This window comes from Streptomyces sp. ML-6, from assembly GCF_030116705.1.
GTDB lineage: Bacteria > Actinomycetota > Actinomycetes > Streptomycetales > Streptomycetaceae > Streptomyces.
Genome location: NZ_JAOTIK010000002.1, coordinates 761690 through 778419, shown reverse-complemented (window position 1 = coordinate 778419; position 16730 = coordinate 761690). Strand labels below are relative to the sequence as shown.

The 16730-nt window shown below is 70.9% G+C and carries 7 protein-coding genes; all 7 read right to left on the bottom strand.

Annotated elements, in window-relative coordinates:
• Positions 1-24 precede the first annotated feature (24 nt).
• The 7 genes from OCT49_RS37270 to OCT49_RS37240 all read right to left on the bottom strand — a co-directional run bounded on the left by OCT49_RS37270 (position 25) and on the right by OCT49_RS37240 (position 16689).
• On the bottom strand, positions 25-1662 hold the full coding sequence (locus OCT49_RS37270) for a glycoside hydrolase family 1 protein (RefSeq protein WP_283856598.1): 1638 nt from the start codon (positions 1660-1662) through the stop codon (positions 25-27).
• Positions 1663-1881: 219 nt separating this feature from the next.
• Positions 1882-3072 (bottom strand): macrolide family glycosyltransferase, encoded by a 1191-nt coding sequence (locus OCT49_RS37265; RefSeq protein ID WP_283856597.1) that lies wholly within the window; start codon positions 3070-3072, stop codon positions 1882-1884.
• 98 nt (positions 3073-3170) lie between these two features.
• A complete protein-coding gene (locus tag OCT49_RS37260; RefSeq protein WP_283856596.1) occupies positions 3171-3710 on the bottom strand; it encodes a DinB family protein in 540 nt (179 codons plus the stop codon).
• The gene (locus OCT49_RS37255) at positions 3707-4213 is read right to left on the bottom strand and encodes a hypothetical protein (RefSeq protein ID WP_283856595.1); all 507 of its coding nucleotides are present in this window, start codon (positions 4211-4213) and stop codon (positions 3707-3709) included. The genes OCT49_RS37260 and OCT49_RS37255 overlap by 4 nt, the downstream gene beginning before the upstream one ends.
• The gene (locus OCT49_RS37250; protein WP_283856594.1) at positions 4210-5511 is read right to left on the bottom strand and encodes a cytochrome P450; all 1302 of its coding nucleotides are present in this window, start codon (positions 5509-5511) and stop codon (positions 4210-4212) included. The genes OCT49_RS37255 and OCT49_RS37250 overlap by 4 nt, the downstream gene beginning before the upstream one ends.
• Positions 5512-5528: 17 nt before the next feature.
• Entirely contained in the window at positions 5529-6410 is an 882-nt protein-coding gene (locus tag OCT49_RS37245) for an alpha/beta fold hydrolase (RefSeq protein WP_283856593.1), read from the bottom strand.
• A complete protein-coding gene (locus OCT49_RS37240) occupies positions 6403-16689 on the bottom strand; it encodes a non-ribosomal peptide synthetase/type I polyketide synthase (protein ID WP_283856592.1) in 10287 nt (3428 codons plus the stop codon). Before OCT49_RS37240 ends, OCT49_RS37245 begins: the two co-directional genes overlap by 8 nt.
• Positions 16690-16730 lie beyond the last annotated feature (41 nt).

The following is a 16730-nucleotide window of genomic DNA, read 5'->3' as shown; positions in this document are numbered from 1 at the left end:
GCCCCCCGGTGTGTTCGGGCGGCGTCAGCGGGTGGTGCCGGCCGCGGTCTCCGGGGCGAACGGCCCCGTACCGCCGAATTCCTGCCTGGTCTGCGAGGACAGGGAACGCGACCCGGCGATCTCCCGGTAGAGCGGCACGGAGCTCGTCGGGATGCGCTCCATGGTGGTGCGGTCCACCTGGTAGAGCCCGAAGCGTGCCGAGTAGCCCGACAGCCACTCGAAGTTGTCGAGCAGGCTCCAGTGGTAGTACCCGCGGACGTCGACCCCGGCGGCGCGGGCCTGGGAGATCTGCTCCAGGGTGCGCACGATGTGCTGGGAACGGCGGGTGCCGTTCTCCGTCGCGATGCCGGACTCGCTCACCAGGAGGGGCAGTCCGCGGTAGCGCTTGCCGTACTCCTTCAGCACTCCGGCCATGCCCTGGGCGGACGCCTCGTAGTTCATCGCCGGAACGAAGTAGGACGGGTCCTTGTAGGGGAGGCAGGGCGCGGTGGTGCACAGGTCCACGTCGAGCACCGGGTAGCTCGGGTCGCCGCCGCCGGACGCGCCGGGCGCGGAGACGCCGATGCGGGCGTACAGCTGGGGGCCGAGCCAGTCGAGGGTGCCCGTCCACTCGGGGTGCCACTCGTCGACGGTGCCGTCCAGGTCGCTGTCGAACGTTCCGCGCCACAGGGCGTCGACGAAGCCGTAGTCGGTGTACTGGCGGTAGCGGTCGCGGGCCGCGATGTCGCGCGGGTCGGTGCTGACCTTGCCGTTGCGGATCGGCACGTACTCCTGGGCGCCGACGGTCAGGCCGACGCTGGACGGCGCGCCGTCGCGGTCGGCGTCGACCCGGTCGGCGGACTTGATGGCCTTGTACATCGCGACGTGGGCCATGATGTAACGCCGCTGCGCCATGGTGAACTTGCTCAGGTTCGCGGGGTTCAGGTTGGCCTTGCCGGGCGGGCCGGCGCCGAAGGCGTGCGCGAAGGTCATGTAGACCATCGGTTCGTTCAGGGTGACCCACTCGTCGACCCGGTCGCCGAACCGGTCGGCGATGAGCTCGGCGAACTCGGCCATCTCCTCGACGACGAGCTCACCGCCCTGCGGGTGGTCCAGGCCGCACAGGTTGGTGTCGCTCGGGCCGTTCGCGCAGCCGAGGTCGCGCGGGTCGTCGACCCACACCGGGTTGGCGAAGTGGTGCAGCGTGATCATCGGGCGGATGCCCTTGGCGGCGAGCGCGTCGAGCTGTTTGCCGTAGTGGTCGAGCGCCGCCTCGTCGATCTTGTCGCGTTGGGGTTCGATCCTGGACCACTCGATACCGAACCGGTACGAGTCCACATTGAGGTCCTTGACGAGGCCGACGTCGTCGAGCGCCCGGGTGTAACCGCCCACGCCGTCGCCGACGAAGGGGCTCTTGCCGAGGCCCTCGGGGGCCGGTTTGCTCCAGAGGTACCAGTCGTTGTTCTCGTTCCGGTCCTCGATCTGCGTCGCGGAGCTGGAGACGCCGAACCGGAAGCTTCCCTTGCCCGAGGGCTGGGAGAGCGAGCCGATGCCCGGGAAGGACACCGTCTCCCCCCGGGTCCTGCCCTCTTCCGTCATCGTTCGGCCCTGGGCGCTCGTGCCGGGCAGGAGGACCACGGCCAGCAGGGTCGCGGCCAGGGTTGTGCCTATCAGTCGTTTCACGCTGTCTTCCTCGATGCGGAGACGGATTCATGTGGCGAGCCACCGGCTCCCCGGCGTTCGACCCGGCGGACAGAAAAACACCGGCCACGTCATCCCGCGCGGGATGACGTGGCCGGTGTTGTGACGGGAGTGCTCCCTGGTCGAATCAACAGCGGCGGACGGAACTCGCGGGATGCCACATCGACATCGTCGCGCCGTCCGCTCGAGCTCGACTTGAACTCAGCGGGTGCCCTCGGTCAGGTACGACTCGACGGTGTCCGCGGCGACGGCGGGGCCGTCGACCTTGCGCATCGCCTCGCCCATCGCCCGGGTGCGGTCGGCGACGGACGTGTCCGCGGACACCTCGTCGATCGCCTTGCGCAGGGTTTCGAGGCTGAAGTCGTCGCGGGTGAGCAGCCGGCCGAAGCCGAGCTCCTCGACGCGGAGCCCGTTGGCGCGCTGCTCGCTCATCAGCGGGTTCACGACCATGGGGACGCCGTTGTAGAGCGACTCCATGACGCTGTTCATGCCGCCGTGCGTGAGGAACAGTTCGGCGTGCCGGAGCACGTCCAGCTGGGGGACGCTGCGTCGTACGTCGAAGTTCGGGGGCAGGTCCCCGAGTTCGGCCGGGTCCATGTTGTCGCCGACGGCCATCACCACGTCCCAGCGGGAGTTCGCGAGGGCCTCGACACAGGTCCGGAAGAACTCCGGCCAGCCGGTCGCGGCGGTGCCCAGCGAGATGAGGAGCACCGGGCGGTCCTGCGACGGGGGCTGCCAGGTGCCCTGGAAGGCCGAGCGGTCGCCGAGGCACGGCCCCGCGAACACGAACCGCTCGTCGAAGGTGTGTCCGTCGTAGTGGAAGTCCCGCGGGAGGAAGATGATGCCGCGCTTCGGCGGCTCCATGAAGAACTCCATGGACGTCATGCCCGGGAACCCGAGCTCCGGGAGCATCCCGTCGAGCTTGGTGACCATCTCCATGACCTTGGGGTCGGTCATCTCGGCCATGGGGAACTTGGCCTGGATGGAGAAGTGCTCGTTGACCCCGTACGAGGGGAACAGCCGTACCGTCGGAATGTCCTGCTGTGCCGCGTAGAAGCGGGCACCCCACGCCATGAAGTCGTGGAGGATCACATCGGGCCGGTTCTCCCCGTAGAAGCCCTCCACCTGGCTCACCAGGGACGTCGCTTCCTCGAGCGTCCGCAGCCCTTCGCCCGAAATGGCTTCGGGGGTGAAGGGGTTCGTGTAGTACTGGCCGAAGACGGAGGTGTAGCGAACGGCTTCCGCCCCCACCGCCTCGATGGCCGGGGCGAAGTGATCCGTGGTGGTGCAACTGACCCGATGACCACGTCGAACGAGTTCTTCCACGACTCCTAGAGTCGGATTCAGATGTCCGAATGCGGGAAAGTTGAAGAACGCGATGTGGGATGTCATCGAACACCTTCTCTGAGGACGACACGAATTCCGTCGGTGGCAGTCCGGCACTGTACCAGCGGCCCAGTGCCGGCGCTTCCGCCGACAACTGGCCTCCCTCAGAAGGGAACGGTCATCCCGAGGGCGCCACGCAGACTTCCCAGCTGACCGCCGTGGTAGGCGTCATGCATTTGTACCAGGGAGAGCGCGGAACCGAGCTTTCCTAGACGCTTCTTCCAGTAATCGTCAAGCGGAGCTTGAATCTCGACCGGGCACTCGCGGTGCAGGTCCTCCGCGCCCAGCGTGGCCACGAGTTCACGCAGTCGGGCATGAATCCTCTTGTAGAGGCCGAGCATTTCGTCCAGGGAAGGCGCACCCTCCCAGTCGACCTTGTCGCAGTCGCCCGCCCATTTGTCGTAGAACTCAAGGGAAAGGGATATGCCGCCCTCCTGATAAAGCCCTGAAACGTAGTCCTTCGAACACATCAGGTGGCCGAGGAACCAGAGGGCGGGCATATGCCCTTCCGGTGCGGTGCGCGCGGTCTCGTTGTCGAAACCGTCAATGAGTTCCAGGATCATCTCGTAGGCGAGGTCGAATTCCTGGAGCAGGTGTGCAACCAGTGCGTCCGTCTTTTCGGGTGCCACCGCGGTGATCGTCACTTGTTCCTCCTCTGCCGGGCCAGCCTGGCCCGTACCTCGTCAAACGTGGGAAGTGTCGGCGAGCTGCTCACCCAGCGCGTCCCCTCCCACCCGTACGCGAGTTCCTTCGTCCTGCGCACCGCGTTCATGTGCCCCTCGGACTGCAGAAAGCCCATCAGCGCCTCCTCGTCCGTCCACACGGCGAGGGCGCGCGAACTCATCCAGCACTTCTGGGAGATGGCGAATGTCGCCGCGAGCAGGCCCTCCCGTTTCCACAGCTCTTCCAGGAGGACCCGGTTCAGCTCGGTGGCGATCTCGATCGCACCGGGCTTGGGCCAGCCGCCGGAGGTGGCCACGACGTAGGAGTCGGGCAGCGGTCCCTTCAGCCCACCGGTTTCCGGGTCGATGGCGGGCCCGGTCCAGGGCACCATGATCTCGAGGTCGGACTCGTCGCAGGCGGCGAATTCCTCGATGGTGGTGGGCACCGGCCGGGTCTCGTTCCCGAGGCTCTGTTCCACCGTCATGCCGTCCCCTCCTTGCGGCGGACCGGGAGCTGCACGAACTCGGAGATGAGCAGGCGCAGCACCAGCATCTTCGAGTCGCCGTGCAGTTCCAGGGTCGGCAGCACGGGCAGCAGGGCGCGGAACATGGCGCGCAGCTCGGTCCTCGCCAGGGCGGCCCCGATGCAGCGGTGCTCCCCGTTGCCGCCGAACGCGATGTGCCGGTTCGGGCTGCGGGTGATGTCGAAGCGGTACGGGTCGGGGAAGGCGTCCGGGTCGCGGTTGGCCGCCGGGAAGAACATGGCGACGGTCTCGCCCTTGCGGATCTTCCGGCCGCGGATCTCGGTGTCCTTCATGGCGGTGCGTGCCATGACCACGGCGACCGAGGTCCAGCGCAGGATCTCGTCCACGGCGCCGTCGAGCAGGGTGGGGTCGTCGATCAGCTTCCGCAGCTGGTCGGGGTTCTCCAGCAACACCTTGATGCCGCCGGCGATGGCGTTGCGCGTGGTTCCGTTGCCCGCCTGCACCAGGTTGAACAACTGGTAGGACATGTCGTGGAATTCGAGGGGGCTGCCGAGGACGGTGGCCTTCGCCAGCCGGCTCAGCACGTCGGTCCCGTTGCTGCCGCCCTCCTCCATGCGCTTCTTCGCGAGACCGGACATGTACTGGTCCAGCTCGATCATGGCGCGCATGAAGCGGGCCTGTGCCTCCTCGCCCTCCTCCTGCTTGTAGCCCTTGTGGAAGGCCGAGGCGGTGTCCTGGTGGACGCGGAAGAGGTGGTCCCAGTCCTCGCCGGGCACCCCCAGCAGTTCGAAGATGGCGGCCAGCGGGAGCCGGGCGGCGAGGTCGTGCGCCACGTCCGCGGTACCGTGCTCGTCCAGCCGCTTCACGAAGTCGGCGACGTACGAGGTGGAGAGCTCGAAGAAGCGCTCCTCCATCGCCGCCATGGCCTTGGGCGTGAAGCAGGGGTACATGGCCTGCCGGACCTGGCGGTGCAGCGGCGCGTCCATGAAGCCCAGGCCGGCGGGGTAGTCGGCAACGTGGCCGTAGACCTGGCCGCGGCGCTCGCGCTCCGTCTCCCACGGCTCGATCTCGTCCGGGGTCTCGATCGCCGTGCGCTCGCGGCAGGAGAAGACGTCGGTGTTGCGGGCGACCCAGGAGATGTCCTCGTGTTTGGTCAGGGCCCAGAACGGCTCGTAACCGGGGCGGTGGTACCAGTGGACGGGAGACTCCTCCCGCAGCCGGTCCCACTCCTGCCACGGATAGCCGTTCTCGTCGTAGAACTGCTCACTCGTGATGTCGATCTCTGCGAGCGATCGCATGGCGTGCTCTCCTTCCTTCAGCTCGGGTTGTTCTTCAGCAGGAACTCGACGATCAACGCCACGGTCCTCGCCCGCCGCCCGGGCCCGGCGAAGCCCGGGTCGAGGAGGGTCGCCTCGGGGGCCTCCAGGGCGATCCGCCCGGCCAGGGCCTCGGGGCGGTGCGGGGCGCTGCCCGGCAGTACCAGCAGGGGGGCGGGGAACTCGCCGATCCACTCGTCGGGTACGGAGAAGTGGGCACGGCCGTCCGGGAACATCGCGTCACGGAACCGCACCAGCAGCGTGACGTACTTCTCGCGCCGGAAGGCGAGGATCTCCTTCTGGAATTCGCTGTCGTCGTGCAGCCGCTGCGCGAACGGTCCGGCCTCCGGGTTCCGTTCGAAGACGCCGTCGCGGGCGGCGGCCTCGAAGACCGCGCCGAGGCCTTCCGTCTCCGGGTCGTCGAAACCGGCCGCGCGCGGAAGCCGCATCGCCGGGTCGAAGAGGCCGAAGAAGTCCCCCAGGGTGTTGGTGTCGTCGCGGCCCGCCGGTTCCTGGGCCACCACCGACCGCACCCGGCCCGGCGCGTCGTGCGCCAGCCGCCAGGCGTGCACACAGCCGAACCCGGCGGCCACCACGTGGGCCTGCTCGGCCCCGGCCTCGTCGAGCACCGCGAGCTGGTCCGCGACCGTCTGCTCGTACGAGAAGGGCACTGCGGGCGCGGCGCTGCGGCCGGCGTGGCGCTGGTCCATCGCGATCACCTTGAAGTGCCGCGACAGCTCACGCACCGGGTGGAAGAAGTTCTCCTCCCACGACTCGATCCTGCTGCCCACCGGGTCGGGGGCCAGCAGCAGCACGGGAAAGCCCTCGCCGTGCACCTCGTAGTGGATCCGTGCGCCGTCCGGCCGGACTGCCTCAGACATTCTTCTCTCTCCTGCCTTTCCGTATCGCCGCCACGAGTTCTGCGGCCATCGCTTCGCTGTTCTCGATCGGCGCCGCGTGGCTGCCGTCGATGACGCGGTGCTCGAACTCCCCGTCCGTCAGGTTCTGCCAGCCCTGTGTCGTCCCCTCGGGAAGCACGGGGTCGTCCTTCGCGGCGACGGCGACGACGGGGATGCGGAGCCGGTCCCGTTCGGCACCGACCAGCGAGTCCCGATGATTCATCGACAGGGTCGCGTCGTGGTGGAGCGCGGCGCTGTACGTGGTGAGGAGCTCGGCATTCGCCAGGATGTCGTCGGGCAGGATTCCCTTGAAGGCGACGGCCAGTTCGTCGGTGGTGGCCCGGTCGAGGTTCCTGGCCAGCTCCTCCATCCGCCGCATCGCCGGTGGCATCTCCACGAAGGGCGGCAGCGCGCAGGCCGGCACGAACGTGAGCGGGGGCGGTTCCGGAAGGGCCGAGAGGGCGTGCGCCAGTTCCCAGGCCATCCATGACCCCTGGCTGTGGCCGTAGACGACGGTCGGCACGGGGGCACGGTCCGTCAGCTCGGCCGTGATCGCCGCCACCACGTCCTTCATGGAGGTCGCGGGGGCCTCGTCCGCCCGGCTCTCCCGGCCCGGCATCTGCACGCCGAGCAGTTCGACGCCGTCCGGGATGTGCCGGATCAGGGGCACGTGACCGGCGGTCGTTCCGCCGCCGCCGGCGACGCAGACGATCCGGGCGGTCGGCTCGGCCGCGGGCTTCAGGGTCCGCAGCCAGCATCCCCGCGTGCTCCCGGCGGTCGCGTCCCGGTCCCCGGCCAGCCCGTCGACCAGGTGCTCGGCGATGCCCAGGCAGCCCGTCTCGCCCAGGATGACCTGGACGGGGACGGTCAGACCGGTCGCGCGGGCGATGCGGCTGCGCAGGCCGACCGCGACCAGCGAATCCACCCCGAGCTGGAACAGGGGCTGATCGGTGACGATGTCGTCGCCCGGCACACCGACGGCCGTGGCCGCCTCCTGGACGACCAGTTCGAGCACCGCCGACAGCCGGTCGTGCCCGGCCATCGCGGCCAGCCGCTCGCGCAGGCCGGTCCTGCGGCCCCGGGACACGGTCGCGCTCAGTCGTTCCGCTTCGGCCTTCTCCGCCTGCTTCCTGAACCAGTCCTCCAGGAGCGGGAGGACGTCCGTGACGCTTTCCTTCAGGTTCTCGGGGGCGCCCAGCACCTCCATGACCTCGGCGGTGCTGCCGGTGCCGACGGCCCTGCGGAGCGCCTCGCCCGCCTCGGCATCGATGGCCCGCGGCGACCGTCGTGCGTCCTTCCAGTAGTGCTCGCGCTGGAAGGCGTAGGTGGGCAGGTTCAGCAGGGATCCGGTGCCCGGGGCGAGCCCGAGGGCCCGGTCCCAGTCGATGTCGTGGCCCTGCACGTGCAGCAGGCCCAGGTTGCGCAGGAGTTGGGCGTGGGTTCCGTGGTCGCGGGCGAGGGAGCCGACGACGATCCCGCCCCGGTCGGCGCTGCCGTCGGTCAGCGGCATGGACAGCACCGGGTGGGCGGAGATCTCGACGAACACGGTGTGCCCGTCGTCCAGGAGCTTGTCCAGGGCGCGGTCGAAGCGGACGGGCTCACGCAGGTTGCGGCACCAGTACGTACCGTCCAGGCGGGTGCCGTCGGACACCTCGCCCGTGACCGTGGAGTAGAAAGCGATCTGTGCACGCTGCGGGACCAGATCCTCGAAGCGGGCGGCGAGGCCGGGCAGGATGGGGTCCATCCGGGCGCTGTGGGAGGCGTAGTCGGCCTTGATCCTGCGGGCGTAGACGTCCTTGGCCCGGAGCTCCGCCACGATCTGCTCGATCGCGGCCACCCGGCCCGAAATCACGGTGGAGCCGGCGCTGTTGACCGCCGCGACGGACAGGTCGTCGCCGTACGGGGCGAGGAACTCCTCCACCACCGCGACGGGGCGTTCGATCAGCGCCATGCCACCCTGGCCCACGCAGGCCAGGACGGCCTGCGAGCGCTGGGCGACGATCTGCGCCCCCTGCTCCAGGGTGAGAGCGCCGCTCACCACCGCGGCCACCACCTCCCCCTGCGAATGGCCGACCACGGCGGCCGGCTCGACGCCCAGGGACCGCCACAGCGCGGACAGGGCCACCCCCATCGCGAACAGCGCCGGCTGGACCACCTCGGTCCGGTCGAGCAGCAGGTGCTCGTCTTCGGCTCCCGCGAGGACTTCCCGCACCGACCAGCCCGTGAACGGCCGCAACGCCGCATCACACGCATCGACGGCTTCCGCGAACACCGCACTGGAATCCAGCAGCTCACACCCCATCCCGACCCACTGCGAACCCTGGCCCGGGTAGACGAAGACGACCTTCCCGCGATGCCCGGCACTGCCAATGGCCACCGCATCGTGCGACCGGCCCTCGGCCAGCGCCTTCAGCGCCTCCACCAGCCCCGCCGCATCCGACGCCACCACACTCGCCCGCGACTCAAAGTGCGTACGGTGCCGGGCGGCGGTCACCGCCACATCCGCGAGCCGCACCTCCTCACGCCCGGACAGGTCCGACAGCCAGGACGCCCAGCGCCCCGCCTGCTCCCGCAGCGCGGCCTCGTCACGCCCCGACACCACCACCGGGAAGACCCCGTCGTCCTCGGACGGGAGCGGTTCCGCGGCCTCCGTCACCGGGACCTCTTCGAGGATCACATGCGCGTTCGTACCGCCGAGGCCGAAGGCACTGACCCCCGCGCGGCGCGGGCCCTGCGTCTGCTCCCAGTGCTTCAACTCCGTGTTGACGTAAAGGAGTTCCGGATCGAGTTCCATCTCGGGGTTCGGCTTGTCGAAGTTCAGGCTCGGCACCAGCTGTCGGTGGTGGAGGGACAGCGCCGCCTTGATGAGGCCGGCCACGCCCGCTGTCACATCCGTGTGACCGATGTTGGTCTTCACCGAACCCAGCGCGCACGGCTCGGTGCGGCCGGCCGTCGCGAGCACCTGTTGCAGGGCCTGGACCTCGATCGGGTCCCCGAGGGTGGTTCCCGTGCCGTGCGCTTCGACGTAGCCGATGGTGTCCGGGGTCACGCCCGCGTCGGCCTGGGCCGCCGCGATGACGCGGGCCTGGCCGTCGACGCCGGGCGCGGTGAAGCCGACCTTGTTGGAGCCGTCGTTGTTGATCGCGCTGCCGCGGATGACCGCGTAGACCGTGTCCCCCGAGGCCAGCGCGTCGGAGAGGCGGCGCAGCACGACGATCCCGACGCCGTTGCCGAGAACCGTGCCCGCCCCGTCGGCGTCGAACGCCCGGCACTTGCCGTCCGGTGAGAACACCAGACCTTCCTGGTGGAAGTAGCCCTGCTCCAGCGGGTAGCTGAGCGAGGCCCCGCCCGCCAGGGCGATGTCGGACTCGCCGCGCAGCAGGCTCTCGCGGGCCAGATGGGTGGCCACGAGGCTGGTGGAGCAGGCCGTCTGGACGGTCAGGGCGGGTCCCCGCAGGTTCAGCTTGTGGGCGACCCTCGTGGCCAGGAAGTCGTTCTTCGTGCCGACCATCGTGCGGTAGAAGTCCGACATCTCGGTGGCGTCGTCGCTGCTGCGGTACCCGCCCTGGCCGGCGCCCGCGAAGACCCCGATGGCGCCGTCGAACTCCTGCGGGACCTGGCCCGCGTGCTCCAGGGCCTGCCAGGCGCATTCCAGGAAGAGGCGGTGCTGGGGGTCCATCGTCTCGGCCTCGGCGGGCGAGCAGTCGAAGAACTCCGCGTCGAAGAGGGCGGCGCCCTCGACGAAGCCCTTGGCGGGTACGTAGTCGGGGTCGGACAGGGTGTCCTCGTCGATCCCGGCCGCCCTGAGCTCCTCGGGGGTGAACCGGCGGATCGACTCCGTACCGTTCTTGAGGTTGTTCCAGAACGTGTCGGCGTCCGGGGCGCCCGGGAGCCGGCAGGCGAATCCGACGATCGCGACCGCCTCGTCGGGGGTCGTGCCCCGGCGGGCCGCGGCCGGGCCGGGGGCGGTGGTCCGCGACGCACCGCCGAGGAAGGCGGAGAGCTGGCGGACGGTCGGGTAGCGGAAGAGCGCGGAGAGGGGGAACTCCCGGCCCAGGCCCTCGCAGATCGTCCGGTGCGCCCGGAGCGCGGTCATCGAACTGGCGCCCAGTTCGAAGAAGCCGCGGTCGCGGTCCACCCGGGCGAGGTTGAGCACCTCCGCCCAGGCCCGGGAGACGAGGCTCTCCAGCGAGTCGTCGCCGTTCCGGGGCGTCGGCGGGGCTGCGGGGCCGGGCGCCGGCAGTGCCAGGATGGCCTTGCGGTCCACCTTCTTGTTGGGCGTGTGCGGCAGCTCGTCCATGCCGACGAGCTGCGACGGCACCATGTAGGACGGCAGTTTGGCCAGGAAGTGGCGGAGCAGTTCGTCGTCGTCCACGCCACCGGCGTCGTCGCCGCGGACCCAGTACAGGCAGAGCCTGGGGTCGCTGCCCTCGTCCCGGCGCACCACGGCCGCGCATTCGGCGACGGCGGGGTGCTCCCCGGCGACCGCCTCGATCTCGCCGAGTTCGATCCGGTGGCCGTACAGCTTGATCTGGGCGTCGCCCCGGCCGCAGTACTCCAGGCTGCCGTCCTCGCGGTAGCGGACGACGTCCCCCGTGCCGTACATCCGGGCGCCGTCCGCCTCGGCGAACGGGTCGTCCACGAATCGCTCCGCCGTGAGTTCCGGGCGGTTCAGGTATCCGCGGGTGACGCCGAGGCCGCCGATGAAGAGTTCGCCGCGGCTGCCGCGGGGCACCCTGGCCCCGTGCCGGTCGAGGACGTAGAGGCTGGTGTTGCGCACGGCGTCGCCCAGGGACACCTCGCCGGGCTCGGCGTGCCAGGTGGTGGACCAGACGGTCGTCTCGGACGGGCCGTAGATGTTCGTGAGTCCGCCCCGGCAGGTGTTCATGAGCCTGGCCGCGAGCCCGCGGTCCAGCGCCTCGCCGCCGACGATCATCCGGTCGAGGCCCCGGAGCAGGGCCCGGCCGGCGGAGTCCGCGAGGAGCATCCGGGCGAGCGAGGGGGTGCACTGGAGGTGGGTCGGCGCGTACGTGCGGTAGGAGGGCCACTCGCCCACGCTGCCCTGGGCGATCACCACGCGGTAGCCGCGGGTCAGGGTCCAGAGCAGCTCCACGGTCGCGATGTCGAAGGAGGGGCTGGTGACGGCGAGCCAGGTGTCACCGCTGCCGCCTCCGATCCGCTCGTCGACCGCATGGCAGAAGTTGACGAACTGGCTGTGCTCGATCTGCACGCCCTTGGGCCTGCCGGTCGAGCCCGAGGTGTAGATGACGTAGGCCAGGTCGTGGAGTGCGGGAGGGGTGATCTCCGGGAGCGCGTCGCCGTCCGGGACGGGCGCGTCGTGGAGGTCGTCGGCGAACAGCAGCCGGGCCCCGGTGCCGGCCAGGTCCGCTTCGGTGCCGGCCCGGGTGATGACCACCTCGATGCCGCTGTCCTCGATGACGTACGCGACCCGTTCCTGCGGGTAGCCGGGGTCCACCGGCAGATAGGCGCCGCCGGCCAGCCAGATGGCGAGGGCCGAGACGACGAGCTGGGAGGACCTGGGCAGATGGACCCCGACCGGGGTCTCGGGGCCGACGCCGGCGGCGCGCAGCTTGTCCGCCAGGGCGGAGGCGTGCCAGGCCGTCTCGCGGTAGGTCAGCTCCTGTCCGTCGGAGATCAGCGCCACGGCGTCGGGGGTCCGGCGGACCTGGTCCCAGACCAGTTGCAGGGCGGACGCCGTGCCGGGGGCGTGCGGGGTGACGCGGCCACCGCGCTCGACCAGCCAGCGCAGTTCCTCGTCGGCGAGGAGCTCCAGGCGGCTGAGCGGGCGGTCCGGATCCCGGACGATCGATTCGAGGAGGGTGGTGAAGTTGTTCACCATGCGTTGGGCGGCCGGGCGGTCGATCACGTGCCCCTGGTACTCGAACTCTCCTCGCAGCTCGTCCCCGCAGGGGATGAGCGTGATGCCGAGCTCGAACTTCGAGGCGCCCCGGACGTTGCCCGCGAGGCTGCCGGTCGGGGGCAGGTGCCACACGGCGTCGCCCTCGCCCACGGTGGGCATGGCGGCGCCGCCGTAGTTGAAGACGGCGCGGAAGAGCGGGTTCTCGTCGCCGGTGCGGGCGCCGCCGACCGCGCGGACGACCTCGGTCAGGGGGACGTTCTGGTGCTCGAACACACCCCTGACGCGGGGGGACATCGAGGCCAGCAGTTCTTCGAAACGGGGGTTCCCCGTCAGCTCGCAACGCAGCGGCAGGGTGTTGGCGAGGAAGCCGAAGGTACCGTTCATTCCCGGGAGTTGGCGGTTCGACCAGACGGTGCCGATGGCGAAGTCGTACTGGTCGGTGGAGCGGGCGAGCAGTGTGGCGAAGGCGCTGACCAGGACGGTGTACGGGGTGACCGAGGTGCGGGTGGCGAGCGCCTCCAGTTCGGTCCGGAGCTCGGCCGGGACGGTGAAGTAGAGGGTGTCACCGCCTTCGGCGCCGTCGGGGACACGGTCCGGGCCGGGTGGGAACTCCAGCCGTTCCACGCCCTCCAGCTCGGTGCCGAAGAAGTGCAGCGCCTCCTCGAAGCGGCCCTCCGCGATGCTGCGCCGCTCCCAAGCCGCGTAGTCACCGAGGTGGAACTCGGCCTGCTCCGGTTCGGGTTGACGCCCCGCCAGGAACTCCTGGTGGGCGTGGAAGAGTTCCATCAGGAAGAGCGAGAGCGACCAGCCGTCGGTGACGGCGTGGTGCAGGCTGAAGCACACCACCTGGTCGTCCGCGGCCAGGTCCAGGACGCGGCAGCGGAACAGCGAGGTGCCGCCGAGGTCGAACGGTTCCTGCTCCTCGTGGCGGATGTGCTGCTCCAGCGCGTCGGCGCCGGATTCGCGCAGGTCCTCGAAGAGGACGGGGACCGGCACGTCCGGGTGCACGACCTGGACGAGCTCGTCGCCCCTCATCTCCAGGCCGGTGCGCAGCGCCTCGTGCCGGGCGAGGACCCATGCGAGCGAGCGGGTCAGGACGGCGTGGTCGAGCGGTTTGGCGGTCCGGATCCGCATCGCCACCTTGTACTGGGCCGATCCGGGGTTCATCCGTTCCAGGAACCACAGCCGGCGCTGGCCCTCGGTGGCCGGGTGGACGTCGCGGGCCTCGGCCCGCTCCAGGGGCAGTACGGCCGGTTCGCCGTCGGATCCGGTGAGGACGTCCGACAGCAGGTGGGCGGCGAGGGCCCCGGCCGTGGGGTGGGTGAAGGCGACGTTCGTCGCGAGCGTGCTGCCCGTCAGGTCGCACAGGCGGTTGCGCAGCTGGAGGCCCATGATCGAGTCCAGGCCGAGTTCCTGGAGGCGCTTGTCCGCGGGTACGGGTCCGGCGGCGCCGAGCACCGCCGCGGCCTCGCGCCGGATGACGTCGGTCAGGGCGTCGAGCCGTTCGTGGTCGGCGAGGCCGGCGAGGCGTCCGCGCAGTCCGGCGGGCTCACGGGTGCGGGCGCCGTCCCGTGCCTCGGCGGCGCGTCCCGGCGTCCCGGCGGCCGGGCGCGGGCCGGACACCGCCGGCGGCAGGTCGACCCAGTGGTACTGGCGCTGGAACGCGTACGTGGGCAGGTCCGCCGCGGGAGCGGCCGGTACGCCGCCCAGGGCGCGGCTCCAGTCGACCGGGTACCCCTGGACGTGCAAGGCGCCCAGGGAGCGCAGGAGTTGGGACATTCCGCCGCGGTCGCGGCCGAGGCTGCCGACGACCGCGCCGTGGGCGTCCGCGGTCGCGCTGGTCAGTGCCATGCCGAGGACCGGGTGCGGGCTGATCTCGATGAAGACGTCGTGGCCGCCGTCCACCAGTTCGCGCAGTGCCAGGTCCATGCGGACGGTGTCGCGGACGTTGCGGCACCAGTAGGCGGCGTCCAGCTCCGCCCCGTCGAGCAGGCCGCCTGTGACCGTGGAGTAGAAGGGCACGGTCGAGGGGCGTGCTTCGAGGTCCCGGAGCTGCTCGGCCAGCCAGGGCAGGACCGGGTCCACGTGGGCGCTGTGCCCCGCCGTGTCGGACTGGATGCGGCGGCTGAACACGTCGCGGCCCGCCAGCTCCGCCAGGAGCGACTCGACCGCGGCCACGTCACCGGAGACGACCGTCGAGGTGGGGGTGTTGACCACGGCCACCGAGAGCGTTCCGCCGTACGGGGCGATCAGCTCCTCGACGTCGGCCACCGGCATCTCGACCAGGGCCATGGCGCCCCGGCCGCTGCATTCGCGCAGCTGGCCCCGGGAGCGCAGCGCCGTGAGGCGTGCGCCGTCCGCCAGGGACAGCGCGCCGGCGATCACCGCGGCCGGGACCTCGCCCTGGCTGGAGCCCACCACGGCGGCGGGCTTCACGCCCAGCGACGTCCAGAGTTCCGCCAGGCCGATCATGACCGCGAACAGGGCGGGTTGCAGGACGTCGATCCGTTCCAGGGACGGCAGGTCCTCGTCCGTCTCCCCGCGCAGCAGGTCCAGCACCGACCAGCCGGTCCACGGCCGCAGCGCGGCGTCGCAGTTCTCCACCGCCTGCCGGAACACCTCGGACTCGGCGAGCAGCGCCCGGCCCATGCCGGCCCACTGGCTGCCCTGGCCCGGGAAGACGAACACGGCCCTGCCCCGCTCCCGTGCCGTGCCGACGACCGTGTCGGCGCTCGGGAGCCCCTGCGCCAGGGCCCGCAGCGCGTCGGCGGCGGCCTCGTGGCCGGGGACGAGCAGGGAGGCCCGGGTCTCCAGGTGCGAGCGCTGCCGGGCCGCCGTGCGCACCACGTCGGCGAACGGCACGTCGTGGTGGTCCGTCAGCCATGCGGCCCAGCGTTCGGCCTGGGCGCCCAGCGCCTGCTGGTCGTGGCCCGACAGCACCAGGGGCAGTACGGTGGGCAGGCCGGCCGGGGGCTCGTGCCGCGGCTCGGGGGCCGGGTCCTCGGCCGGCGGGGCCTCCTCCAGCACCACGTGCGCGTTGGTGCCGCTGATGCCGAAGGCCGACACGCCGGCGCGGCGGGTGCGTTCGCCCCGGTGCCAGGGGCGGGCCTCCCGGAGGAGTTCGAGGCCGCTGCCCTCCCAGGCGATGTGCGGACTCGGCTGCTCGGCGTGCAGGGTTCTGGGGAGGGTGTCGTTCTGGAGCGCGAGCACCATCTTCATGACGCCGGCGACCCCGGCGGCGGCCTGGCTGTGCCCGATGTTGGACTTCGAGGACCCGAGGTACACCGGTGTTCCGGCGGTGCGTCCCGGTCCGAACACCTCCGCGAGCGCGCCCGCCTCGATCGGGTCGCCCAGGGGGGTGCCGGTGCCGTGCGCCTCGATCGCGTCGATGTCGGCGGGGGTGAGCCGGGCGGCGGCGAGCGCGTCCTGGACGACCCGCTGCTGTGCCGGGCCGTTGGGGGCGGTGAGTCCCTGGCTGCGGCCGTCCTGGTTCACCGCGCTGCCGCGGATGACCGCCAGCACCTGGTCGCCGTCGCGCTGTGCGGCCGAGAGCCGTTTCAGGACCAGGATGCCGGCGCCCTCGGACCAGCCGCCGCCGTCGGCGTCGGCCGAGAAGCTCTTGCACCGCCCGTCGGGGGACATCGCCCCGAGCCGGCTGGACTCCACGAACATCCCGGGGGAGCTCATGACCGTGACGCCGCCGGCGAGGGCCATGTCGCACTCGTCGTTGCGCAGCGCCGTGACGGCGAGGTGGATCGCGACCAGCGACGAGGAGCACGCGGTGTCCACCGTCACGGCGGGGCCCTGCAGGCCCAGGGCGTACGAGACGCGGCCGGAGATGACGCTGCCCGACACGCCGGTGCCCTGGTAGCCGTCGAGCAGCTCCAGGTCGGTGCGGATCGTCTCGTAGTCGGGGCGCATCGCGCCCACGTAGACGCCGGTGCGGCTCCCCTTGAACCGGTCGTCCCGCAGCCCGGCCCGTTCCAGCGCCTCCCAGGCCGTCTCCAGGACGACCCGCTGCTGTGGTTCCATCGACTGCGCCTCGCGCGGCGATATGCCGAAGAACGCCGCGTCGAACTGCTCGATGCCGTCGAGGAATCCGCCCTCGCGCGCGTAACTCTTGCCCCGGGCGGTGGGGTCGGGGTCGTACAGGTCGAAGGCTTCCCAGCGCGGGGGCAGGGGGCCGATCGCGTCCCGTTCCCCGGCGAGGAGGTCCCAGTAGTCCTGCGGGGTGGTGATCCCGCCCGGCAGCCGGCAGGCCATGGCCACGATGGCCACCGGTTCGTGGCGTTGGTTCTCGAGTTCCGCGTTGCGTTGTTGGAGTTGCAGGACGGCGGCCATGGCCCGCCGCAGTCGCTCCTCGTTGGCTTGAGCGTTCATCTCTGCTTTCCGTCCCTCTCCAGCAGTGCGGTGGCGGTGTG

Bases quoted from the DNA above. Each gene is read 5' to 3' on its own strand.
- OCT49_RS37265 (WP_283856597.1), bottom strand. From the start codon at position 3,072: ATGACATCCCACATCGCGTTCTTCAACTTTCCCGCATTCGGACATCTG.
- OCT49_RS37255 (WP_283856595.1), bottom strand. From the start codon at position 4,213: ATGACGGTGGAACAGAGCCTCGGGAACGAGACCCGGCCGGTGCCCACC.
- OCT49_RS37250 (WP_283856594.1), bottom strand. From the start codon at position 5,511: ATGCGATCGCTCGCAGAGATCGACATCACGAGTGAGCAGTTCTACGAC.
- OCT49_RS37245 (WP_283856593.1), bottom strand. From the start codon at position 6,410: ATGTCTGAGGCAGTCCGGCCGGACGGCGCACGGATCCACTACGAGGTG.
- OCT49_RS37240 (WP_283856592.1), bottom strand. From the start codon at position 16,689: ATGAACGCTCAAGCCAACGAGGAGCGACTGCGGCGGGCCATGGCCGCC.